The organism is Bradyrhizobium sp. BRP56 (genome assembly GCF_020194035.1).
GTDB lineage: Bacteria > Pseudomonadota > Alphaproteobacteria > Rhizobiales > Xanthobacteraceae > Bradyrhizobium > Bradyrhizobium australafricanum.
Genome location: NZ_JADYVV010000021.1, coordinates 17,383 through 39,258, shown reverse-complemented (window position 1 = coordinate 39,258; position 21,876 = coordinate 17,383). Strand labels below are relative to the sequence as shown.

General features: G+C 58.3%; 17 protein-coding genes. 3 read left to right on the top strand and 14 right to left on the bottom strand.

Going from position 1 to position 21,876, the window contains the following annotated elements; all coding sequences use genetic code 11:
• Positions 1-41 precede the first annotated feature (41 nt).
• From I6F38_RS16850 to I6F38_RS16805, 10 genes are all read right to left on the bottom strand, one after another.
• The gene (locus tag I6F38_RS16850) at positions 42-710 is read right to left on the bottom strand and encodes a helix-turn-helix domain-containing protein (RefSeq protein WP_212061516.1); all 669 of its coding nucleotides are present in this window, start codon (positions 708-710) and stop codon (positions 42-44) included.
• A gap of 601 nt (positions 711-1,311) precedes the next feature.
• Positions 1,312-1,788 (bottom strand): Lrp/AsnC family transcriptional regulator, encoded by a 477-nt coding sequence (locus I6F38_RS16845; RefSeq protein WP_212061681.1) that lies wholly within the window; start codon positions 1,786-1,788, stop codon positions 1,312-1,314.
• Between the two features lie 204 nt (positions 1,789-1,992).
• Positions 1,993-4,314 carry a LamG domain-containing protein gene (locus I6F38_RS16840; protein ID WP_225161127.1) on the bottom strand — a complete coding sequence of 774 codons (2,322 nt, stop codon included), beginning with the start codon at positions 4,312-4,314 and terminating at the stop codon, positions 1,993-1,995.
• Positions 4,315-4,414: 100 nt separating this feature from the next.
• Complete coding sequence (locus I6F38_RS16835; RefSeq protein ID WP_212061690.1) at positions 4,415-4,774, bottom strand: hypothetical protein; 360 nt, start codon at positions 4,772-4,774, stop codon at positions 4,415-4,417.
• Between the two features lie 26 nt (positions 4,775-4,800).
• Positions 4,801-7,137, bottom strand: coding sequence for a LamG domain-containing protein (locus tag I6F38_RS16830; RefSeq protein WP_225161126.1), 2,337 nt, complete (start codon positions 7,135-7,137; stop codon positions 4,801-4,803).
• A gap of 45 nt (positions 7,138-7,182) precedes the next feature.
• The gene (locus tag I6F38_RS16825; RefSeq protein WP_225161125.1) at positions 7,183-8,838 is read right to left on the bottom strand and encodes a branched-chain amino acid ABC transporter permease; all 1,656 of its coding nucleotides are present in this window, start codon (positions 8,836-8,838) and stop codon (positions 7,183-7,185) included.
• 3 nt (positions 8,839-8,841) lie between these two features.
• Positions 8,842-9,723 (bottom strand): branched-chain amino acid ABC transporter permease, encoded by an 882-nt coding sequence (locus I6F38_RS16820; RefSeq protein WP_212061701.1) that lies wholly within the window; start codon positions 9,721-9,723, stop codon positions 8,842-8,844.
• A gap of 3 nt (positions 9,724-9,726) precedes the next feature.
• Complete coding sequence (locus I6F38_RS16815) at positions 9,727-10,503, bottom strand: ATP-binding cassette domain-containing protein (protein ID WP_225161124.1); 777 nt, start codon at positions 10,501-10,503, stop codon at positions 9,727-9,729.
• 1 nt (position 10,504) lies between these two features.
• Positions 10,505-11,275 (bottom strand): ATP-binding cassette domain-containing protein, encoded by a 771-nt coding sequence (locus I6F38_RS16810; protein ID WP_212061703.1) that lies wholly within the window; start codon positions 11,273-11,275, stop codon positions 10,505-10,507.
• Positions 11,275-12,561 carry an ABC transporter substrate-binding protein gene (locus I6F38_RS16805; RefSeq protein WP_225161123.1) on the bottom strand — a complete coding sequence of 429 codons (1,287 nt, stop codon included), beginning with the start codon at positions 12,559-12,561 and terminating at the stop codon, positions 11,275-11,277. The genes I6F38_RS16810 and I6F38_RS16805 overlap by 1 nt, the downstream gene beginning before the upstream one ends.
• A 1,015-nt stretch (positions 12,562-13,576) precedes the next feature.
• Between I6F38_RS16805 and I6F38_RS44230 the strand changes: the two genes are divergently transcribed.
• On the top strand, positions 13,577-14,587 hold the full coding sequence (locus I6F38_RS44230; RefSeq protein WP_225161122.1) for a helix-turn-helix transcriptional regulator: 1,011 nt from the start codon (positions 13,577-13,579) through the stop codon (positions 14,585-14,587).
• Between the two features lie 709 nt (positions 14,588-15,296).
• On the opposite strand, the gene I6F38_RS16795 is transcribed toward I6F38_RS44230, so the two are convergent.
• The 4 genes from I6F38_RS16795 to glnT are packed head-to-tail and all read right to left on the bottom strand — an operon-like array spanning position 15,297 to position 19,710.
• Positions 15,297-16,625 (bottom strand): FMN-binding glutamate synthase family protein, encoded by a 1,329-nt coding sequence (locus tag I6F38_RS16795; RefSeq protein ID WP_225161121.1) that lies wholly within the window; start codon positions 16,623-16,625, stop codon positions 15,297-15,299.
• A complete protein-coding gene (locus I6F38_RS16790; protein ID WP_225161120.1) occupies positions 16,625-17,389 on the bottom strand; it encodes a protein glxC in 765 nt (254 codons plus the stop codon). Before I6F38_RS16790 ends, I6F38_RS16795 begins: the two co-directional genes overlap by 1 nt.
• Positions 17,390-17,392: 3 nt before the next feature.
• Complete coding sequence (locus I6F38_RS16785; RefSeq protein WP_225161119.1) at positions 17,393-18,289, bottom strand: glutamine amidotransferase family protein; 897 nt, start codon at positions 18,287-18,289, stop codon at positions 17,393-17,395.
• 23 nt (positions 18,290-18,312) lie between these two features.
• A complete protein-coding gene (glnT, locus tag I6F38_RS16780) occupies positions 18,313-19,710 on the bottom strand; it encodes a type III glutamate--ammonia ligase (protein ID WP_225161118.1) in 1,398 nt (465 codons plus the stop codon).
• A 143-nt stretch (positions 19,711-19,853) separates the two neighbouring features.
• On the opposite strand from glnT, the gene I6F38_RS16775 reads away from it, so the two are divergent.
• The gene (locus tag I6F38_RS16775) at positions 19,854-21,227 is read left to right on the top strand and encodes an FAD-binding oxidoreductase (protein WP_225161117.1); all 1,374 of its coding nucleotides are present in this window, start codon (positions 19,854-19,856) and stop codon (positions 21,225-21,227) included.
• A gap of 10 nt (positions 21,228-21,237) precedes the next feature.
• The gene (locus I6F38_RS16770; RefSeq protein ID WP_225161116.1) at positions 21,238-21,624 is read left to right on the top strand and encodes a Rid family hydrolase; all 387 of its coding nucleotides are present in this window, start codon (positions 21,238-21,240) and stop codon (positions 21,622-21,624) included.
• The last annotated feature ends 252 nt before the right edge of the window (positions 21,625-21,876 follow it).

Below are 21,876 nucleotides of genomic sequence, written 5' to 3'. Positions count from 1 at the left end.
TCACCGCATAGTTGGTGTCCCGAACTGATCGGCCGATCACTTCATTCGGCATATATGATGATCGTGATGAACTGGATACGGTCATCCAGCAGCTTTTCCGGACCATGAAGAACCTCGCCCGAGAATGTGAATGCATCGCCGGGCTCGATGAGAAAGGTCTTGTCGCCAAAGCGATATTCCATGCGGCCGCTAAGCATGTAGATGAACTCAGTGCCGGGGTGCTGAAACCTCGGATAGCTCTCGCTCTCCTTGTCCATGTTGATGAGGAAGGGTTCGAAGAACTTCTGCGGCCCCTTGTGATATGAGAGCAAGCGATAGGTGTGCCCGTGCTTGGTCCCTGAGCGGACCACCTCCATTTGGTCAGAGGCTTTGATCAGTTGAGCCTCGCCCCTTGCTTGCTCAACTTCGCTAAACAAGCTTGGAAGATCTGTCCCGAGAACCGCACAGATGCGTTCAAGCAGCACGAGGCTCGCTGTCGACTGGCCATTTTCGAACCGGCTGAGCATCGGCACCGAAATGCTCGCCGCCGAAGCAACATCGCTGAGCGTGAGCCCTCGTTCGGCCCTGGCCCGGCGAATGGCAGCGCCTGTTCTCTCGTCGATCGGCGGCTTGGCGACCGCTGTTTCGGCCGGGGCAGGCGCCTGCTCGGGGGCCCGCGCCTTCTTTACATTGCCCCCGCGCTTGTGGTCGGCTCGCTTGCCCTTGCTCAATTCGACGTCTCCTGCACCAAATCACTGTGCAAGATATGCCGTCTTCAGCGTTTTTGCACGCTTCGACCGCACCGCGGTGCCGCTTCGCCAATGCTTCTCCGCCCCGATTCGCCCTCCCGGAAAGTCATTCGTCCGTCCGGACGACCTCATTACGCGTCTAGTCAGCTGTTCGCGACCGCCGCTAGGTCCGAATCGGCCGGAGCTGCAACCGTACCGTAAGAAAGCAATGACTCGCCCTAAGAGGCATCGCGCCCGGCAGCCATTCGTCGGAAGCCGAAAACATTCTCATTCGAACGCCTGTGCGTCGTCGACGCATGCCGTAGGGAAGAAGCGCAATCCGTTACCTCCTCGATAAGATCGATGCTAAACCTACCGCTTACCGCGCGCAGCTGGCGTGTGTAGGGCTGTCTACAATCGTCGGCTCGCGATCAGGATTCCAGCCCACTTTCTTCGCGGCCCGTTGCTAATGCGAGCATGACGGCTCAAGAACCAGCAGCCGTACAATCTGGTCTCGGCAAGGACATGTCCCGAAGCCTGCCCAGTTATGGCAGATAGATCTACTGAACATCTCACCATGTCGTTCGGCGTACTGTCCAAGCTATCACCAGCATGCGATAGATGACATCGGCACAGTGAAGCCCGCTTTAAAGCGATCCAAAACGACCATCGTGTCAACGCGCTTGATATCCGGCGTGTCGTGCACGAGGCGGCGTGTAAATTCCTCGTAGTCTTCCATGCTATGAGCGGTCACCAGCAGGACAAATTCGGCCTGACCGGCAACGTAAAATCCGCTCATCACCTCACTCATCTTGCAAACTGCACGCTTGAAACGATCCAGGATGTCAGCCCGAGAGCGCTCAAAGGAAATCAGGACTAACATGGTCACGTTTCGTCCGATCGCTTTCGGAGAAACGATTGAAACGTCTGCTTCGATCACGCGTCTGGATCGCAGGCGCTTCAGCCGGCGCTGGACCCCGGATGCAGACAAGCCGACCTTTTCACCGAGCGCTTCGCTGCTCAGCCGATTGTTGCGTTGCACGAGATCTAGAAGACGAGCATCCAGAAGGTCGAGTTCCATGGCTACGCTGCCGTCAAAGGAGTGTGGTCGTTTGGTCTTGGCGCACCGGGTCATTCTGGCAATTGGGCCAGTATCTTCTTTCAGCCTCTCTGTTAGATTGCGCAAATTACAGCTGCACAGTTGCGATTTCGCTCCTGCAAGCATTCGCTGCGGAATTCATTTCCGTGGCCGCCGCCAAGGAGCGAGATGCTTGCTGAAATTGCGTCATCGCCATTGCTTCTCCTCGCTGATCCACCACGACCCGGGCAGTGCTCCCGGCCTCACGAATGCGTCCACGACATTTGCCAGGAGCCGAGACACGTTGTTATCGAAATTGTTAACCGGCAGCGCCTGTCCAAAGGCGACTGATCCGGCTGAAAAAACCGCGCCATGGTGCGGCGCCGTGAAATAGGCCATGTCGGCACGCACCCGATAATCGTAGGATCCCGAGAGCCCCTCGAAGGCGTAGTGAATGACCTCAGGGTTCACCAGGTAGCTATCGGTGTGGCCGCCCGAAGAAGCGATCAGCTTTGTATGCGGCGGCGTTCCCAGCGCAGGATCACAGCGGTCGAGCCCGACGCCGGCGGCGCCGCCATAGGCCAAGCCAAAATCCCCGATGATCTCACCGTCGATCCCTTTGGTGAGCCAGGACACCGTGCGGTGGTAGCTATCCGGCATTCGGCGGTAAAACTGGCTCTTTCCATACCCTTCCGAGATGAAGCCGACGCCGACGACCTTTTGTGCCGGCCGCCCCTGTGCGCGCCAGGCACCTCCTTTTTGACCATTGGTGGCCATATAATATTCGCCAGGACGCGCATCCCAGGTTTTCCAGGCCGGCCCGAACTTGCGGCATTCCATCACCCATGGCTCATTGGTTCGAAACGCGACGCTCCAATGAAAGCCATTGCCGCCGAGATAAATGTAACGGCCGCCAGACGCGATGTAATCCTCGGTCGCATCCAGCATGCGTTCGGAATAATACTCCGGATGCGTGCCGCTGATGACGCAGGTATACGGCTCAAGCGCTGATACGCCTTCACGTTCCAGGTCTTCGTCGGTCAGGACCTCGTACTCGTAATTCTGGTGCTCGAGCCATGCGGTCACCGATAGGTCAGCGGGAAATTGCCAAGCAAGATTTGTGCTGGATGAGCGGTATTTCGGCCGCAGATTGATGATCGGGCGATGATAGGAGCTGTAGCAAACCCCCTGCCCGTCGGCCCAGTGATCGCAGGCGGAAAGGCTGAGGTCGGAACGCCCCGCCAGTTCGATGTCGATCTCGGACAATACGGCAGGCATGCCTGTGACGGGCTGGGTGATCGGCGCCTCGAAGCTCTGACGCTCATTGGCATACGCGATATAACTTGCGGTCGGAAACAGGAACGCGATTGCACTTTTCGGCGTCTTTGGACGCACGAAGAACGGGATGTATTCCTCGCTCAGGCCGATTCCTTCTCCTGCTCGCAGACGAATAGCGTAAGCTCCGCTTCGTAGAGTCTCAGGCAGCTTGATCGCCTTGGTCACCTTCCAATTGCAGTCGGTCAGGGCGTCGGCATGGAATTCGATACCGCCATACTCCTGCGGCGCCAGGCGGAAGCAATCATTGCGTCCGCTCCAATTCCAGCCGGTCTGCCCTCGCACCGGCCGGTTGCGCCCCTCGGCGTGCAGCCGAAAGGGACCCGTGTCAGTGACGATGTCGCCGATGCCGCTTTCGGTGTAGCCGGCAGCCGTATCCCAATAGGCGACCATGCCGTGCGAGGATGGCTTTTGGCCGGATCTGATTTGATCGAGTTCCTCGCCTGAAAGGGCGCGATCGAACAGACCAGGTCGGTCGATCTTACCGCAATAGAGCTGCGATACGAACTGTCCGCGGTCATTCTGCCAATCCCGGGAGCCGCCGATCAGAAACGGCGTGTCTGGAAGGTTGCTCTGGCGCGCCTGAAGGCGGCCAGACGCACGAGCGTGGTGTTCGACAAGTGCCACTCGGCTGAGCAGGCTGTTGTAGCGATTGAGGACACCATCCTGGAACAGGCTTGCATGACCTGTTGATCCATCAAGGGTGGCTGCCACGAAATACCACGTGTTTGCCTGCAGAGGGACACTAGCTTCGAGCCGTTCGATCTTTGCACCTTGTCCGACGGTGAACTCAAGCCGCCCGCTTTCGGAGATGCCGAGGAAAAATCCGCAGCCCTCCTTGTTATCCCAGCGACTGATCAGGGACTGCCGCCATCCCGGTTGCGGTCGCGTGGGGCAGATAAAGGCAAACACGGTCAGGCTTGATTCCAAGGCCAAGCGGCGCGCCGGGTCGGCCACTTCCAGGAACGAACCCAGCTGCGTGAACTGCTTTTCGACGCGCCATGTGCCGTTTGCTTCGCAGTTGATCTCCTCCTCCATGAATCCCGGTCCAGAAGGATGCTGATCGCCATGGATCAATCGCACCAAGCGCGCTTCAGCGCGATCAGCGCCTTCGGCATTCACGTAAAGCTGAAGGAGATCGCCCGGTTTCACGGAAAGCTTGTCCGAATAGCCGAAGAGCTTAGGTTTTGTCATTTACAAACTCCAGAATTTTTCCGGCTTCAATTCAGTGCAAGGCGATCGGCGACAGAAATCCAATCGTTGCAACATCCAAGAGGTCTCAGCGACGGTGCGATCAGGATTCAAGCAATTCCTGCACGTTGCGCAGAAAGACGGCGTGCTGCGCGTCGATATGAGAGGGGTATGTCTTGTCATCCACGTCCTTGGGGGGCACGCCGCGTTGCCCAGGAAGAGCCACCACCCGATAGGCCTTGAACGGCTCGACGGTCAGGATGGCATACCTCTCGGAGAGGGGGCGGCGATTGAAGTAGAGGAGCAATCGATCAAGCGGCTCGCTGTGCTGGCCGCAAGGAGCGAGCCGATGTTCCTCCACCACCTCGGCCGTGACGAGGGTTCGCAGGAACTCGCGCTGCTTTGACTCGAACATCTGCTTGAAGAGTTCGTCTCTATCATGGATTTTCGTTGCGTTCGGCACGTTTGTGAGCCCTTTTCGGATAAAGTCTAGGAAGCCGCAGGCTCCGCCTCCGGTGACGTTACCTCGAGGCGCGCCGCATCCGGCAGCGGCCCAGGCTTGGCGAACGCGTTCACAACGTTTGCCAGCAACCGAGAGACGTTGTTATCGAAACCATTGACCGGCAGCGCCTGACCAAAGGCGATCGAGCTGCAAGAGAACACCGCGCCATCGTTTGGCGTGGCGAAATAGGTCATGTCCGCTCGCACGCGGTAATCGTAGCTACCGGTGATGCCTGGATGCTGATGCAGTTGAACCTGCACATGCGTGATGTAGTTATCGGTGTGACCGCCAGATGATGCAATCACCTTCGCATTCGGCGGCGTTCCGAGTGTCAGATCGTAGCGGTCGAGCTCGACGCCGGCTGCCCCATCGTAAGCCAGGCCGAAGTCGCCGATGATCTCTCCCTCTATACCTTCCGTAATCCAGGAAAGAGACGAATCATAACTGTCCGGCATGCGATAGAACGGCTCGCTCCTGCCAAACCCCTCGGAGACAAAGCCGACGCCCATGATCTTCTGCGGCGGCCTGCCCAGGCATTTCCAGGGACCGCCCTTTTGACCCGTCGTGGCCATGTAGTGTTCGCCAGGCCGCGCCTCCCATGCCTTCCACGTGTCGCCGAACTTGCGGCATTCAAGCACCCAAGGCTCTTCCTTTCGGATGGCCACGTTGCAGTAATATCCGTTGGCTCCGAGGTAGATGTAGCGACCGCCGCCCTCGATGTAATCCTCGGTCGCGTCCATCATCCGTTCGGAATAGTATTCTGGATGGGTACCGCTGATCACGCAGCGATATGGCTCGAGCGCAGCAACGCCCTCGAGATCGAGATCTTCATCGGTCAAGACGTCGTAGTCGTAGTTATGGTGTTCGAGCCAAGCGATCACCGAGAGATCGGCAGGATATTGCCAGGTGATATCCATGCTCGAGATGCGGTATTTCGGCCGCATGTTGATCACCGGCCGGCGATAGGAGCTGTAGCAAACACCCTGACCGTCGGCCCAGGAATCGTAACAGCCATGCCCAAACTCGGGGTTCTTGTACATCTCGACGTCGATATCCGTCAGAATAGGCGTCATGCCCGTCATGCCCTGAACGATGGGAGCATCGAAACTGAGATGTTCGTTGGCGTAGGCCAGGTAACTTGCCGTTGGCACCAGGAAGGCGATGCGGCCGGTCGGCACCTTAGGGCGAACGAAGAATGGGATATACTCTTCACCGAGGCCTGTGCCCGGTCCGGCGCGCAAGCGCATGGCGTAGGCACCGCTGCGCAGATTATCGGGAAGCTTCAGAGCTTTCGTCTGCTTCCAATTGCAGTCGATCAGCGCATCGGAGTGGAATTCGACCCCTCCGTATTCGTCGGGCGCCAGCCGGAAGCAATCATTGCGTCCGCTCCAGTTCCACCCGGTCTGCGCACGAACAGGCCGATTGTAGCCTTTCGCATGCAGATTGAAGGGGCCGACGTCCGTCACTGTATCGCCGATTCCCTGATCGGTATATCCATGGGTCGTGTCCCAGTACGCTAGCATGCCTTTGGCCGGCGGCCTGTGTCCGCTCCTGATTAGGTCGAGCTCATCGCGCCCCAGAACGCGATCGAACAATCCGGGTCGATCGATCTTGCCGCAATAAAGTTGCGAGACGAAGTGTCCGCGCTTTTCGTGCCAGTCTCGCGATCCCGCCATCAAAAACGGCGTGTCGGCCAGATGCTTTGGGCGAAAACGAAAGATTTCAGAGACGTGCGAGCTGAGGTCCAGCGGAGCAACCTTGCCGAGCACGCTGTTATACCGGTTGACGACGCCTTCCTGGTAAAGCGTCGCGCGCCCTGTGTTCGCATCAAGGCTCGCGGCGACGAAGTACCACATGTTGGCTTTAAGCGGCACCTCGGCTTCCAGGTAATCCACTTCGTCGCCTCGCCCGACCCAGAATTCCAAGAGCCCATTTTGCTTGATGCCAAGGCCAAAGCCGCAGTTCTTGTCGTTATCCCAACGCCCCAACAGGCACTGCCGCATGCCGACCTGCGGCCACAACGGATGGACAAAAGCAAACACGGTGAAGCTGCCCTCGAGCGCAAGCCGGCGCTCGGTGTCCGCGGCCTCAAGGAAGGAGCCGACCTGCGTGTATTGCTTCTCCACGCGCCAATGACCATTCACCGGACATTCGATTTCCTGTTCGACGTGTCCGGGCCCGGCCGGATGCTGGTCTCCATGGATCAGGCGCACCAATTGCGCCTCGGCGATCTCTGTGCCATCGGCATTGACATAGAACTGGATGACCTCTCCCGGCTTGACCGAAATCTTGTCCGAATAGCCAAAGAGCTTAACTTGCGCCATCTCGTGACTCCTCACTTTCAGCAGTACCGCGCCTCTTTTGCGGCTTTAGGATTCGAGAAGATCCTGCACCCGGCGCAGAAATACGCCGTGATAGGCTTCAACAGGCGACCTATAGATCTTGTCCTCGACGACCCGAGGCGCGACACCTCGGTGACCTGAAAGCGCAACGATTCGGTAGCCATTCGTCGACTGAAGCGCCGTGATCGCGTATTTGTCCGGTTGCGGTTGGTTCCTGAAGTAGATCAGAAGCCGCTCCAACGACTCGCTGTGCTGGCCTTGCGGCGCGCGCCGGTGCTCGTCGATCACCTCGGGGGTCACCAGTCTTTTCAGGAACTCGCGTTGCATTTTGTCGTAGCGACGGCGGTAGACGTCATCCGGATTACGCGCTTCGGTCGCTTCCTCGGGCAGCATTTCCCCGCCCTTCTCGGCGCGAGTGGAGCGACGCTCGCTCTTTTTCTTGTTTCTCCAGGTCCGAAACTGCTGTTTGATGCCGAACAGGCCGTTGCGGAGATAAAGCACAACGAACAGCATGATCAGCCCTATGATGATCAGGCGTATTGGCCCAAGCGTGATCAGGACCTTGTCGAAGAAGACCACAATCAATGTTCCGACCACCGCGCCTTCGGCCCGCCCTATTCCTCCGATCACAAGCATCGCAAGACCAAGCAGCACCGTGTCAAAGCTGAAGATGGAAAACGCCACGCCGCCGTAATTTGCAGAATAGAAGCCGCCGATGAATCCGAGCCCGACCGAGGAAATCAAGAAGACGCGGACGCGCGCCTGACGAAAATTGACGCCGGTGGCTTCGGCAAATGCCTCACGTTTTTCCGGGGCAATTCGTAATATGCGACCGAGCCGCCGTCCATTGATAGAACGATAGAGCAGCAGGGCCAGCAACATCAGCGCGAAACAAGCATAGTAAGCGAGCTGCAGCTGTCCTGTGGAAGACCAGTCCTGCGGTAGATATGTTGCAGCACCATAGAGTCCACCGGTAGCGGAGCCGAATTCCTTGGACGTCACGAAATATACGCGGCATAACTCATTGAGGCCGAGCGTCAACAACGCGTAGTAGAAGCCATCAAGCCTCGTTGCCGGTAGCGCAATGATGCCGCCGAAGATCAATCCGATGATTGCTCCGAGCGGCGGCAACAACCACCAAGGAAGACCTAACATGGTCGAGGCATATGCGGTCATGAAAGCGGCGGTGCCTACGATCGCGTAGGTGGCCAACGAGAAGATGCTCGCGGTGCCGATGACCAGCATCCAACACAAATTAATGGCGGCATAGATCCCGAAGGTCACGCCAGCGGTGAGCAGTGTGTTTTCGAGCCGTTCCGGTGCGATTAGGGGAACCAACGCCAGAGCTATCAGTCCCATCACCCACCAGATCGGACGCTTGTCGACGATGGTCTTTTCGCGCCGCAGGCTCTTGTCATTGTACTCTCCCCGGATGCGGAGCATGCGGCGGCGTGTCGGCCAATAGCGGTTGCGGTGCCAGGTGCTTTGGCCGTGGCCTGCCCATTTATGGTAGTACCGGAGCCGGCCGACCTGAAACAACTTCGTCCTTGAGGAGCGAGTCCTCTCCCAGATTTCCTGGTGACTGACATAGGAGGCAGTCGGAAGCTGTTCTACCTCCTGTGCGCTATCCCACGCGAACAATGGATTTCGCCATGTTCTTTGAGCTTGGCTGAGCTCAGTCATGTTTTAGGCCTCCCTTGCCCGGTCGAGAATTCCCGCGATCCCTCTCGGGCGCACCAGCAGGATCAGGATGATCATCAAGAACTGCGTGATCAGAACGTAGCGGCCGCCGATCGAGACAGTTGTGAGCGCTTCATTCAGTCCGAGCACAATCGCTGCAATGATTGCGCCTTGCACGCTTCCAAGTCCGCCGCACAGTGCAATGCTCACCGCTTTGATCATCGGCGTAAGGCCGCCGAAAGGCGAAATGTAATAGGTCTGCGATAAAAGGACTGCTGCGAGCCCAGCCAAGGCGCCTGTGATCGCCATGACGTAGAACGACGTGCGTCGCACGCCGATGCCCACGATGGATGCGGCATGAGGGTTCATCATCATGGCCCTGATCTCGAGTCCACGCCGGCTTGAGCGCATCCATCTCAGCACCAGCAGAAGCATGACAACTGAGGTGATGACATTGCCCACTTTATCGGCCGTCAGCGTCATTCCAGGAAGCGAGAGCTTCCAGGTCCCAAAGATTTCCGGCAAGCTCTTGGAGCGCGGTCCAAACCACCACAGCAGCGACTGTGTCCCGATCAGGTTGATCGCAAGCGTCGCAATCAAGCCGCGGATGGTAAAGTTCGGCTTGTCATGGATGGGAATGAAGGCGAGCGCGCAGACGAACAATCCGCCTAAAGCCCCGGCTAGAACCCCGCTGGCCAGAACGGCCGGGCCCCAGGTCGAGACATGCTGGGCAAACAGCCAGGCCCCATAGCCTGCAAATGCGAAGATGAACCCATAGGCAAGGTTGAGCAGCCCCAAGCTTGACCATGTGATGGATACACCGATGGCAAGCGTACCGTAAATACACGCCAATAGGATCGTATTGCTGACAACAAACCAGACATCCATCGCTCACGCACCTCCGTGGTCGTGCAGCATCAGCGCGGCAGATGCCTCACCCTTCAGTTTGCCGACATGCATCCCGATAATCCGATCAACGCGTCCCTCAAGCAGGGACACATTCTGCTCTGCGATCACCATCGCAGAACCGCCGAGGTCGAGCGCCATGAGCGCATCGATTACGTTCTTGCCGATCTTTGGCGCGAGCCCCAATGATGGCTCGTCGACCAGAAAAAGTGACGCCTCCCCCATCAAGCCGCGGCCGATCGACACCATTCGTCGTTCGCCACCCGACAGTCGGCCGACGGGAACCGCCATCAGCTTCTTCAGAGGCGGAAAGATCTGCAGGATGCGCTCCTTGCGCTCCTTACGCTCGCGCCAGGAGCGCGGCGTGAAGGCGCCGGAATCAAGATGCTCTTCGACAGTAAGGCCGTGAAAGATCTCGTCGCCCTGCGGGATCAGCGCGAGGCCCGCGCGCACGATCTGGTGGGTGTATCGGCCGGGCCCCTGGCTGCGCGTGCGACCCACCTCGATTCCATTGAGCTTGATCGACCCCCGTTGCCATCCCGTCAGGCCGGCGATGGCGTAGAACAGGGTCGATTTTCCGTGGCCGTTGAGACCCACAATGCCGATGCGTTCTCCGGAACTGACAATCAGGTCAAGGTCGTGAATGACCCTCATGGGACCATATCCTGCCGACAGACCGCAGACATTGAGCACCTCGCGCCGGTGCACCTGGTCATGTAGCGTATGTGTCTTTCGGCTCAAATCCTGCTGCATGACGTTCATGTCAGGCTGCCTCGTCTACGTTTTCAAAGTAGGCTGCGTGAACCTTGGGATCGCTAAGCACTTTGGCCATCGATCCTTCGGAGATCACCTCTCCTGCGTCCATCACCATGACGCGATCCGCAATCGTCCCCAAAAGCTCAATTCGGTGCTCAACGATGATGATCGCGATGTTCATTTCCTTTGACAGCAGGCGGAGAAGGAAGTCGATTTCCTCCACCTCAGAATTGATCAAACCGGCTGCGGGCTCGTCCATCAGCAACAGCGAGGGCCGGCGCATCAGGAGGCAGGCGAGCAGAAGCTTTCTGCGGTTGAGGGTTTCGAGCTGAGCTGTCGGAACATCCTCGTCCACTTTCAAATTGACGAGCTCAGCGCCATATTCCGCGTCGAACTTTGTCAGATAGGGCTGAAAGGCCTGTCGCGCGGCCTTGAAGGTTTCGCCGACGGTCAACTCTTCCGGAATGACCGGCGTCTGATAGGTCCGACCTATTCCGAGCCTTGCTCTTCTGTGCAACGGCAACGTCGTGACATCCTGCCCCTTGAACGTCACTTGACCCGATTTAGGCGCCAGTCGCCCGGACAGCACCTCGAACAGGCTCGTCTTACCGGCGCCATTGGGACCAATGACGCCGAGTACCTCCCCGACCGCGACGTGCACATTGATATCTCGAAGGATTTCTCGCCCACCGAGGTCGAGGTGGATGCCGCTGCACGTGAACAGCGGCCCGGACGGCCTTACACCCGAAGATCGACTCTCGTTCGTGCTCTTCAACATCAGGACCACCAGGGAGCCTTTTGAAGCTTCGAATCGGCGACCTCGTTGGGGAAGATCAGCTTGTGCTCGACGCCCTGAACCTGGAAGTAAAGCTGAGACACACCTTTATCGAGTTCAGACACTTGAAGCGTGTCACCACCATTGTCCGGGAAGTGAAAACTCTCCTGGTATGGGTTGTTCATGTTCATGAACCCACTGACGCCGCGCTGCGGATTGACCCGGATCCAGTCACAGACCTCCTTGAATTTGCGGGGATCGCCGACCGCCTCCCAAGCTCTCTTCAGGTAGTAGGTCTGATCATACGAGATGCTTGGATAGGCAAATCCCATAATTCCGGGGAAGCGCTTCTTGTATTTGCGTGCGAACTCGCGCCCCCTCTCATCTGCATAAAGGCCCATCGTCGTCGACCAGGCGAAGCCGTTTGCAGAGCTGCCAGCGAGCTGCAGAAACTCGGGCTGGGAAGGACCGTACTGGAGGTAGACCAGAGAGTCCGGCACGGGATCGGCAACGAACTGTTTGCAGAACGCCGCGTATTCGGCGGCCACCCAATGATCGACCATGATCGCCGCAGCTCCGACCTCTTTCATCTCGCGGATGACGGGTGCCCAGTCCTGGACTGGAAACTGAATGTCGGTGACGCGCGCCACTTCAAAGTTGCTACCCTTCTTGAATGCCTCTTGCGCCGCCTTGGAAATGGTTTGGCAGTAAGCGACTTGCTCCTGGACGATATGAACCTTGCGGTTCTTCGGCTTCCAGACTCCCCGTTTTTCCTCGTGTTCGAGCCAGATTGGGTAAGTCCAACCGTAATCGACTTCCGAGGGAGGCGTCTGGAAGACGTGGCTGTATTTTTCGGGATTGTTTTTGACCGCCTCGCTCCCGGCGCGTTGTGCGCTGCCGTGGATCCAAGGACACTTGTATTTCACGGAGGCATCCATCGCCGGCACCGGGACCAGCGTGAATGCAAACGACACGGCATCCACCTTGGCGTCGATACACGCTGCAATCGCTTGCTTGCTACTTTCCGGCGAGAGCACGTCAATATCGACTGTGAAGATCTTTAGCTCTCGACCCAACACGCCGCCGGCAGCATTTATTTCCTCGACCGCAAGCGTTGTACCTTGGACGAAGTCCAGATGATCGGCCACGCCCGCGGCCGACGTCTGCGCGGCGGGAATTCCAATCACGATCGGCTGTCCGCTCAGAGCATGCGAGCGCACAATCCATGGCATGGCCAAAGATGCGCCGAGGCCCGCCGTCACCGTCCGTCTGGTCAGCTTTGAAGTCATTTGAAGTCCTCCTCCTGCGCTTAGCGAGATCGGCTTGATGAATCCGGCTGCGCCTGCCGCTGAATAAAACGGTATCTCTGCTTTGCATTTCATGCAAGTTATTTTTACTTGATGCAAGTCCCGCGTTTTGCGTTCGGACTTAGGCAGCCGCATCCGCCTGCCTGCCAGGTCGCTCGAGGGGCGCAGGCGTGATCAGATCATCTGAGAGCGGATGTTTCGCGCCCATCGCCGGCCGAGCAATTGCGCAGGTCCGGCGCGGACCTCTGAGGCTCCCTATCAATTTGCCAGCGAATAATCTGCCGACCCAATCGCCGTCGGCTTGCCGGCGAGCTCTGAAGCGATCAACGCACTTCTTTGAACAAAGCGGGGTTCGCCACGAGTAGTACCGGACGAGACCAAACCTCCCCTCACAGACTGCGCATCGCGTGACTCTGCCATTTCTGAGATTTTCCGAGCAGTTGGGCATGGCTGTCTCCTCTTCGCTTCGTAGCTATTTTCCTCTCATTCTGTCGCTGTCGCACCGACGAGGGGGTGGTGCGCCCTACCGGAGCAATCTTCCTGACAATTCCGTTCCGCAGACCGCGAAATCAAATGCTTCATTGCCAAGCTTCGGACCCGCAACGCCCTGCTTCAATACGTCAGTCGACCGATTTTGCGGGGGAGAGCGGCAGTGACCCGTTGATTAGATCGCGAAAAATCGACCGGTCGGAGGGGGAGTTCTCGACGCAAACACCGATTTTACGTCGATTACGAAACGACTTTACGTTGTTGGTAGAAATGTCGCCGTCAAGGACATCGGGCCGCCCGTTTAAAGCCCTGGAGCAGGTGAATAGCCGGTACTAATCGGTCTTATCTGTCGTAAGCTGCTCAACAAACGAGCCGATTGAGGCCGCCGAGAGCAATAAGGCGGCACGACAGCCGCTCAAAAGAAACTTAGCATACCGAACGCTACCGGCTGGCTCCTTCCGGAATAACATCTCAGGGGGAAGCAGTGAGAACGCACTCGGAAAGTTCGGTGATCGTCGCTTGGGACGCGGCATCCGTCGATCCACGCGCGCAATTGATCGACAGAACGTTGGAGGTGACGCGGCTTATCCGCGATCTCGTGCATTGCTCTGCCTTCACTTTGACCGCTTGGGATCCTCTGTCTCAGACCCACCTTCATCAGACGCTTGCAAGCGACGGCTACTCGGAGAAGCTGCTCAAGCACATCAACGATGATTTCGTGACAGGCAATCCAGCCTTCGCCATTGCGCATCGCGACGATCCGCGTTCTCTCAGGTGGCGGGACTGTGAGCAGGACTGGGATCTTTGGTTTCCCGACACCCTGACGGCCCGAGAATATCTCATTCCGTCAGGATTCCACGAAGGGTCGACCATGTGCCTGCGGTTATCGGATGGCCGTTACGTCGGCGCCTTCCATATGAACTGGACCGCTTCGACTGCCGCAACGGATGAGCGCAGAGAGATCACCCAGCGATTTCGTCCCATCCTGGCCGAACTGTGCGACCAGCTGAGAACACCGCGCCTGCTAGCCGAAGGCGTAGCTCCCAATTGTTTCGCCCTGGTCATATCTTCTGGTGGCGCAGCCTTTAATCTATTGGCACGCGCACCGGGCCCCCATCTCGGTGAAGGGGGCGCCCTCCGCCGACAGCTTCTGGAAATGCTCAGACCCTGGACGCCGCGGCGTTTCCTGTGGAGTGATGATGCGGGCCACTGCCACCGCGTTTCAATCATACCCTGTCAGCGCAACATGGTCCTGGTCACGGAGGAGCAGATTTCGTGGCCATACGAGCTCTCGTTCAGGGAGATCCAAGTCTTGCATCTGGTTGCAACAGGCGCGTCAAATCCGCAGATCGCGGAGCTTCTGTTCATCTCGCCCCGCACGGTCTCGACGCACATCGAGCACATCCTTGCAAAGATGGACAGTGTCTCACGGACCCAGCTCGCGGCCAAAGCGATGTCCGAGGGGTTGTTGCTCGCTCAGACGCCGGGTAGGCGCGCTCATGGCCGCGATGTCTGGTAGAACGTAAGCGCTCCAAGTTCTTGCGTCAGATTCGGCGCAGCACGCGATTGTAAATTGCATCACCGGGCCTAACGAACGAAAAGTTCCTTCCGGCGGCTCTCTAAAGCGCCATCAGTCGATCGACTGATCCTGGTTGCGGGCAGCGGCAGTGTCGATCAAATCCAAGTCGCTGTGGGTCCCACTATTGCTTGGCCGTCCGGACTTTGCCGAACCGGCCGACCTTACGATCCGCCTTGCCGAGAGCCGCGAGCTAGCAGTTAAAGAATTACGACGGCTCACCCGAGAAAAAGGGAGGCGCGCGTGTTTGGCTTGATCTGCCGGACCAGAAGGTCCAGCCATCCCGGTAGATTCGACGCCGATCCCTCGTCATCAACGTCACGACGCGGAAGGTTCGACGATCTCCATCTGGCGCGATCTCGCCTAGCCCTGCGCTCGTTGCAGAGCCCGATCCAAGTCATCCGATCGGTCGGGGAAAGACCACATTGCCTTGCTATCGCCACCGCTGCAGGCCTGACGTGGGGCCAAATTGAAGATCGCCTTGAGTTGGTCACGAGTGGACGGGAAATATGCGCTTGTCGTCCATCCAATATACGCCGGCCATAGCAGCTTTGTATGGCCGGCGAAGTTCGGCTGTCCCATCTAGATCTCGGTCCCTACGGCATTCGATCACGATGGCTTACCGATGTCGTTGGATTTCCTGCTGGGGATTCTAGCGGCCAGGTATCCAACTCGTCCCTGCCAGCGGAAGCTGTGTCATGGCGGCCGCCTCGACGGTCAAGGCGACAAGATCCTCCGGCTCCAGATTGTGCAGGCGGCTTTTGCCGCACGCACGCGCGATGGTCTGCGCTTCAAGCGTGACCACCCTCAGGTAGTTCGCAAGCCTGCGGCCGGCGAGCACCGGGTCGAGCCGCCCCGACAGAACCGGATCCTGGGTGGTAATGCCCGCTGGATCTTTGCCCTCATGCCAGTCATCGTAGCAGCCGGCGGTGGTCCCTAAGGCACGGTATTCGTCCTCATATTGAGGATCGTTGTCGCCTAGTGCAATCAAGGCGGCGGTTCCAATTGCGACCGCATCCGCGCCAAGCGCGAGAGCTTTGGCAACGTCGGCGCCGCTACGAATCCCACCCGACACAATCAACTGAACCTTTCGATGCATGCCAAGATCCTGCAGGGACTTCACTGCGCTCCGGATCGCCGAAAGAATCGGAATCCCGACATGCTCGATGAATACATCCTGCGTCGCAGCGGTACCGCCCTGCATCCCGTCGAGAACCACGACGTCTGCACCAGCCTTGACGGCGAGAGCAACATCGTAATAGGGACGGCTTGCGCCCATTTTCAAGTAGATGGGTTTTTCCCAGCCTGTCAGCTCGCGCAGCTCAAGGATTTTGATTTCCAGATCATCTGCCCCGGTCCAGTCGGGATGTCGACAGGCCGATCTTTGATCTATTCCCTTGGGCAAAGATCTCATCTTCGCCACACGATCGGAAATCTTCTGCCCGAGCAGCATGCCGCCGCCCCCAGGCTTAGCGCCCTGCCCAACTACGATCTCGATAGCGTCCGCTTTGCGGAGATCGTCCGGGTTCATGCCGTATCTTGAGGGCAGATATTGGTAGATGAGCGTCTTGGATTGGCCGCGCTCTTCCGGCGTCATGCCGCCATCCCCTGTCGTCGTCGACGTGCCCGCCAGACTTGCCCCTCTGCCGAGCGCCTCCTTGGCCGGGGCCGAAAGGGCGCCGAAGCTCATGCCTGCGATCGTCACGGGGATCGCGAGCTCAATCGGTTTCTTGGCAAAGCGCGTCCCAAGGACGACGCTGGTCTCGCAGCGTTCCCGATAGCCCTCCAACGGATAGCGCGACATTGATGCGCCCAGGAACAGAAGATCATCGAAATGCGGCACCTTCCGCTTGGTCCCGCCACCGCGGATGTCGTAAATCCCGGTCGCAGCCGCGCGGCGGATTTCCGCAATGGCATGATCGTCGAAGGTGGCGGACCGGCGCGGTGGCATGTAGCCCCACGGCTTCTCAATTGTGTTCATCAATAGGCCCCAGCATTGTCGATGTGGAAGTTGTAGAGCTTGCGGGCAGACCCGTAGCGCCGGAAATCCGACACATCGACCTTGTGAGCCTCGTCAGCCTGCTTCAGGAGCGCAAAGAGCTCGGCGCGATGTCCGTCCCTCAGCTCCTTTTCGATGCAATCGGCGCCAAGACTCTCGACTTTGCCGCGAACATAAATGCGAGCCTCATAGATCGAATCTCCCAAGGCTTCGCCGGCGTCGCCAAAGGCAACCAGACGGCCGCTCTGGCCCATAAATCCCGACAGGTGGCCGATACCGCCCTTTACGACAATATCCGCCCCCTTAATCGAGATGCCGCAGCGCGCGCTTGCATTGCCTTCAATCAAAAGCAGGCCCCCATGGGCGCTCGCGCCCGCACACTGGCTGGCATCGCCCTTGACGTGGATCAGACCGGACATCATGTTCTCGCCGACACCCTGGCCGGCATTGCCCTCGACGACGATGCTCGCCCGCTTGTTCATGCCGCCGCAATAATAGCCGACATGACCGGAAATCTCGACATCGACAGGCGCGTCGATACCGACCGCAATCGCGTGCGCGCCATTCGGGCTCAGCACCCGAAAGGATGATGCCTCCTCGGCCTTCGTACTGCTGCCAAATGCCTGCAAGGTCGCATTGAGATCACGAAGCGGCGTGGTCAGAAGATCGATCTCCCGGCTGTAATCGGACGATCGGAGCTGGGTTAGGTCGCGTTGCGGCGGTTGGTCGAAATCGATCTGGTTCATTGTCTAGTGCTCCCAGAAGTAAGGTGTGGCGGGCTTCGGCTCGAAGAGCTTCGCGCTTTTGATTCTGGGCAAGGATGCCAAGCTCCGATACTCGGATGCAAACGCCACATAATCGTCGGTTTCAGCCATCACCGCGGGTTTGCACGCGATTGGGTCGCGCAGCACGCCAAATCCGTTCTTGGTCCCGACCACAAAGGTGAAGAAGCCATCGAGATCGTCGACGCTCGACGTCAACGCCTGTCCGAGCGTTCTGCCCCGCCTCAACTCGCGGCTCAGGTAGCCTGCGGCGACCTCGGTGTCGTTCTCGGTTTGCGGGACAATACCGTCGCGCTGAAGCTCGCGTCGAACAGATGCATGGTTCGAGAGCGACCCGTTGTGAACCAAGCATTGATCGGGTCCGGTCGAAAACGGGTGAGCGCCTATCGTTGTCACTGCGGACTCGGTCGCCATACGAGTGTGGGCGATACCGTGTGTGCCGGCAAGCGAGGCAATGTCGAAGCTACGTGCGACATCGTCGGGATAGCCCACTTCCTTGTAGATTTCGAGATTGCCCCCCTCGCTCAGAATCCGAACATCCTGAGCGTTCTTGGAGATCCAATCGCGGCACAGCCTCACCAGATCATTCGGCACGGTCACAACGGCATGCGTGTAGCGGCCCGTCACCGAAACCGAGGCACCAACTGCTCGCGAAAGCACAACTGCGAGCGCCTCAAAATCGACACGCTCTGCGACCGAAGTCAGCGTAAGTTTCGCCTTGCCTGGCTCTCCTGCCGTATACACGGCAAAACCGGCAGAGTCGGGTCCACGGCTACATAGGGTCGATGTCATCGACGCAAGCAGCTCGCCTAGTCGCGGCTGAAGCCGGGCTTCCTTGATAAACAGGCCTGCAATTCCACACATCTTGCTCTCCGACACGGGTGAGATCAAAAGAAGCTGAGATATCGTTCGACTTCCCAGCTGGACACGTGGCGGTGATATTCCAGCCACTCCGATCTTTTCAGCGATATGAATTCCTTGATCACCGGCTCGCCAAGAGCAGCTGCGAATAGCTGATCGGATTCGAGAGCGTCGAGCGCCTCAGTCAACGTCTGGGGAAGAAGGTCGACGCCCATCTGCTTGATCGCGTCGAGCGACAGACCGTAGAAGTTCACATTTCTGGGCGGACCTGGCTCCAGCTTGCGCTCTATCCCATCGATACCGGCGGCGATCAGAGCTGCGGTTGCAAGATACGGGTTCATGCTGCTGTCGCCGGTGCGGATCTCGAGCCTGCCGTAGGGTATCCGCGCCATGGCAGTGCGGTTGTTGTCGCCGTAAGCAATAAAGGCAGGAGCCCACGTCGCGCCCGAGACGGTGTGACCCACGACAAGACGCTTATAGGAGTTCACCGTTGGCGCCAGCAACGCTGTCAGCGCCCTTGCATGAGCGAGCACGCCGCCCAGGAAATGATAAGCCAGTCTGCTCAGCCCCATCCCATTTGGATCGGCGTCATCATTAAACAGATTTCGCCCGTCTCGATCGGCTATCGAACAGTGAATATGCATACCACTGCCGGTCGAACTGCTGCGCGGCTTCGGCATGAATGAGCAGATCGCGCCGAGATCATGGGCAATCTCCGAGGCCGCCATCTTGAAAAAGAGAATTTGGTCTGCCGTCCTCAGCGCATCCGCATATTTGAAGTTGATTTCATATTGCCCGTTCGCATCTTCGTGATCGATTTGATAGACGTCGATCCCGACCGCTTGCAGGCATTCCGTCACCCGCTCAAGGAAGCTTCGCCCGCGCATGAGACCGCGATAATCATAGGCCGGCTTGGCGAGCGTATCGGTGCAGTCGAACGGCGACAGCTTGCCGTCCGACTCGCGTCGCAGGAGAATGAACTCGGGCTCCAGACCCGTATTGAACGTCCAGCCGCGCTCGGCAAGTCTTGCGACCTGGTTCTTGAGGACATTACGCGTGTCGACTGGATGCGGCGCGCCCTTCACCGTACCTATGCCCATCATGCGCGCATATCCCGGAGCCCACGGGGTGACCACCAAGGTATCGAGCTCGCAGACCACCATGTATTCGGCTTCATGGGGGAGCAGACCAAGCCCGCATGCGCCCCCGCCCGCAAATCCGGCCCCCTCCTTCAACAGGCCTTCGAGGTGCTGGACTGGAACGGCTTTGCTTTTCGCGACCCCATGCAGATCGACAAATTGCGCAAGCACGTAGCGGACCCCCGCCTGCTTGAGGAATGCCTGGGCCCCAGCAAGATCCAACTCCTTAGGGGTCGCGAGGCTTCCTGGTGAAATTGCGCCCGTCCACGCGTTCGGGAGATGCATTCGGACTTCTCCTTTGATTGGCAGCCTCACCATGTTGCATCAGGCCTAGCGAGTTGCCCATGCCGCGAGCCATGTTGTATTGCCTTATTGCATTTACTGCAAGTTCTTTTTATTATATGCAAGTATGAAAGGCAGGATCACAGGTGTCGAACCCCATCAAGACCACCCACGCAGATGACGAGCCCTTGGGGATTCGCCTGTGGGCACTTGCCGAAGGCTGGGCAAAGTACCGGTCGACACCCGCCGCTCCGTTCTGGTGGCGAGCGGCCCCGCCAATGGTCGGCCCTTGGCCGGCTCCGGCCAAGAAGGCGGATGTTGTTGTGATTGGAGCTGGCTTCACCGGCCTTTCTGCCGCCTTGGTTCTCGCTCGTGCAGGGCGCCACGTTGTACTGGTCGATGCCGGGGCGCCTGGCTTTGGTGCCAGCACGCGCAACGGCGGCCAAGTCGGCAGTGGCAATCAGAAGTTTCCTGTAAAGAGCCTCATCCAAATGAAGGGCGAGCGAAAAGCTGTCGAACTGCTTCGCGAGGGCATCGAAATGCTCGATGGCCTGGAAGCTCTCATCCGGCGAGAGAGCATCGAGTGCTCATTTACGCGCTGCGGTCGTTTCCGCGGCGCGATGCGGCCAAAGCATTATGAACGTATGGCTCGCGAAATGGAGGACGTAAGACGCTATGTCGGCGTCGAGTCCTGCATGATCACTCGATCCGAGCAGCGTAGCGAGATTGGCTCGAATCTGTTCCATGGCGGATCGTTGCTGCCGAACGATGCGTGCCTTCATCCGGGCAAGTACCATGCAGGCCTCCTTGAGCGCGTCATTCAGGCCGGCGTGGCGGTCCGCGGCGATGCACCGGTACTTGGAATCACCAGCGGACGAACCGAGCACACGGTGCACTTCGATGGTTTTACAATTCAAGCCAGAGACGTCCTCGTGGCGACAAACGGCTACACGAAGAATGTGGGCGCCTATTTCAAGAAGCGGATCGTCCCGATCCGCTCGGCGCAGATCGCGACCGAGACAATTCCGACGCAACTGTTTGAGCAGTTGATGCCAAGAAGGCGCGTCTACGGGAACAGCAATCGCGTGTTCTTCTATTTTCGTCCGGCGCCGGACGAAAACCGGCTGATTTGGGGTGGACGCGCAAATCATTTTACCGGCGATACTGCACTCGCCGCGTATTCGCATTTGGCGCGCGATGTTTTGCGCACCTTTCCGGAACTAAGAAACGTAAGAGTTTCCTACGCCTGGAGCGGTCTCATCGGCTACACCTTCGATGAGTTTCCGCACCTGGGCCGGACAGCCGAGGGCATCCATTACGCAATGGGGTACTGCGGAACGGGCGTGTCGCGCTCCACGCATTTTGGACGCAAGATTGCGCTGCGAATGCTCGGCGATAAGGAGGGTCGATCGGCATTCGATGAGCTGACTTTTCCCAGTCATATGTTCCACGCTGTCGCAAGACCGGCCATACCCGCCATTGAAGCATGGTATCGCACGCGCGATTTCACAGGACTTTAAGGGAGATTAGATGACCACTCATGTGAAACGGAAAAACATATCTTCGGGTGGCGCTTACGAGAACGTCTTCGGCTATTCGAGAGCAGTGGCGAAGAACGGTCACGTTCACGTGTCTGGCACGTGTGCGCCGGCTGATTTCGAGCACGACAGCGCCTATCACCAGGCAACAGCCGCGATCAAGACAATTGCGTCGGCGCTCGGGGCGGCCGGAGCGGAGCTCAACGATGTCGTGCGCACGGTTGTGTACGTTCGCGACATGGCCGACGCAGATGAAGTCGCAAAGGCGCACCTCGAAGCATTTGGTACCATTCGACCAGCTTCAACTCTGGTGCAAGTCACGTCGATGTTGCGCACCTGGCAACTGGTTGAAATTGAAGCCTATGCGTTAGTCGGCTGACGTCATCCTTTGATCCTGCGGCGGTCAGATGGTTAAGCGAACATGTCGAGAAGACGTTTGACGCAGCTTGACCGGCCCTCAAATTCGCTCGCCGCCAGCGAGCTAAGTACATCTAGCGAATGGCGGCAGGTGCCCGTTGGGCGCTCCTCCCTCCACTGCCCGGAGCTCAAAAAGCTCCGGGCCTTTTTCGATAATCCTTCGCGCGAGCGGCATTCAAACATGCGGCAGCTTCGCGTCGAGGTCTGCAAATCG

Bases quoted from the DNA above. Each gene is read 5' to 3' on its own strand.
- I6F38_RS16795 (WP_225161121.1), bottom strand. From the start codon at position 16,625: ATGAACACAATTGAGAAGCCGTGGGGCTACATGCCACCGCGCCGGTCC.
- I6F38_RS16810 (WP_212061703.1), bottom strand. From the start codon at position 11,275: ATGTTGAAGAGCACGAACGAGAGTCGATCTTCGGGTGTAAGGCCGTCC.
- I6F38_RS16825 (WP_225161125.1), bottom strand. From the start codon at position 8,838: ATGACTGAGCTCAGCCAAGCTCAAAGAACATGGCGAAATCCATTGTTC.
- glnT (WP_225161118.1), bottom strand. From the start codon at position 19,710: ATGCATCTCCCGAACGCGTGGACGGGCGCAATTTCACCAGGAAGCCTC.
- I6F38_RS16820 (WP_212061701.1), bottom strand. From the start codon at position 9,723: ATGGATGTCTGGTTTGTTGTCAGCAATACGATCCTATTGGCGTGTATT.
- I6F38_RS16830 (WP_225161126.1), bottom strand. From the start codon at position 7,137: ATGGCGCAAGTTAAGCTCTTTGGCTATTCGGACAAGATTTCGGTCAAG.
- I6F38_RS16840 (WP_225161127.1), bottom strand. From the start codon at position 4,314: ATGACAAAACCTAAGCTCTTCGGCTATTCGGACAAGCTTTCCGTGAAA.
- I6F38_RS16785 (WP_225161119.1), bottom strand. From the start codon at position 18,289: ATGTGTGGAATTGCAGGCCTGTTTATCAAGGAAGCCCGGCTTCAGCCG.
- I6F38_RS16790 (WP_225161120.1), bottom strand. From the start codon at position 17,389: ATGAACCAGATCGATTTCGACCAACCGCCGCAACGCGACCTAACCCAG.
- I6F38_RS16845 (WP_212061681.1), bottom strand. From the start codon at position 1,788: ATGGAACTCGACCTTCTGGATGCTCGTCTTCTAGATCTCGTGCAACGC.
- I6F38_RS16815 (WP_225161124.1), bottom strand. From the start codon at position 10,503: ATGAACGTCATGCAGCAGGATTTGAGCCGAAAGACACATACGCTACAT.
- I6F38_RS16770 (WP_225161116.1), top strand. From the start codon at position 21,238: ATGACCACTCATGTGAAACGGAAAAACATATCTTCGGGTGGCGCTTAC.
- I6F38_RS16805 (WP_225161123.1), bottom strand. From the start codon at position 12,561: ATGACTTCAAAGCTGACCAGACGGACGGTGACGGCGGGCCTCGGCGCA.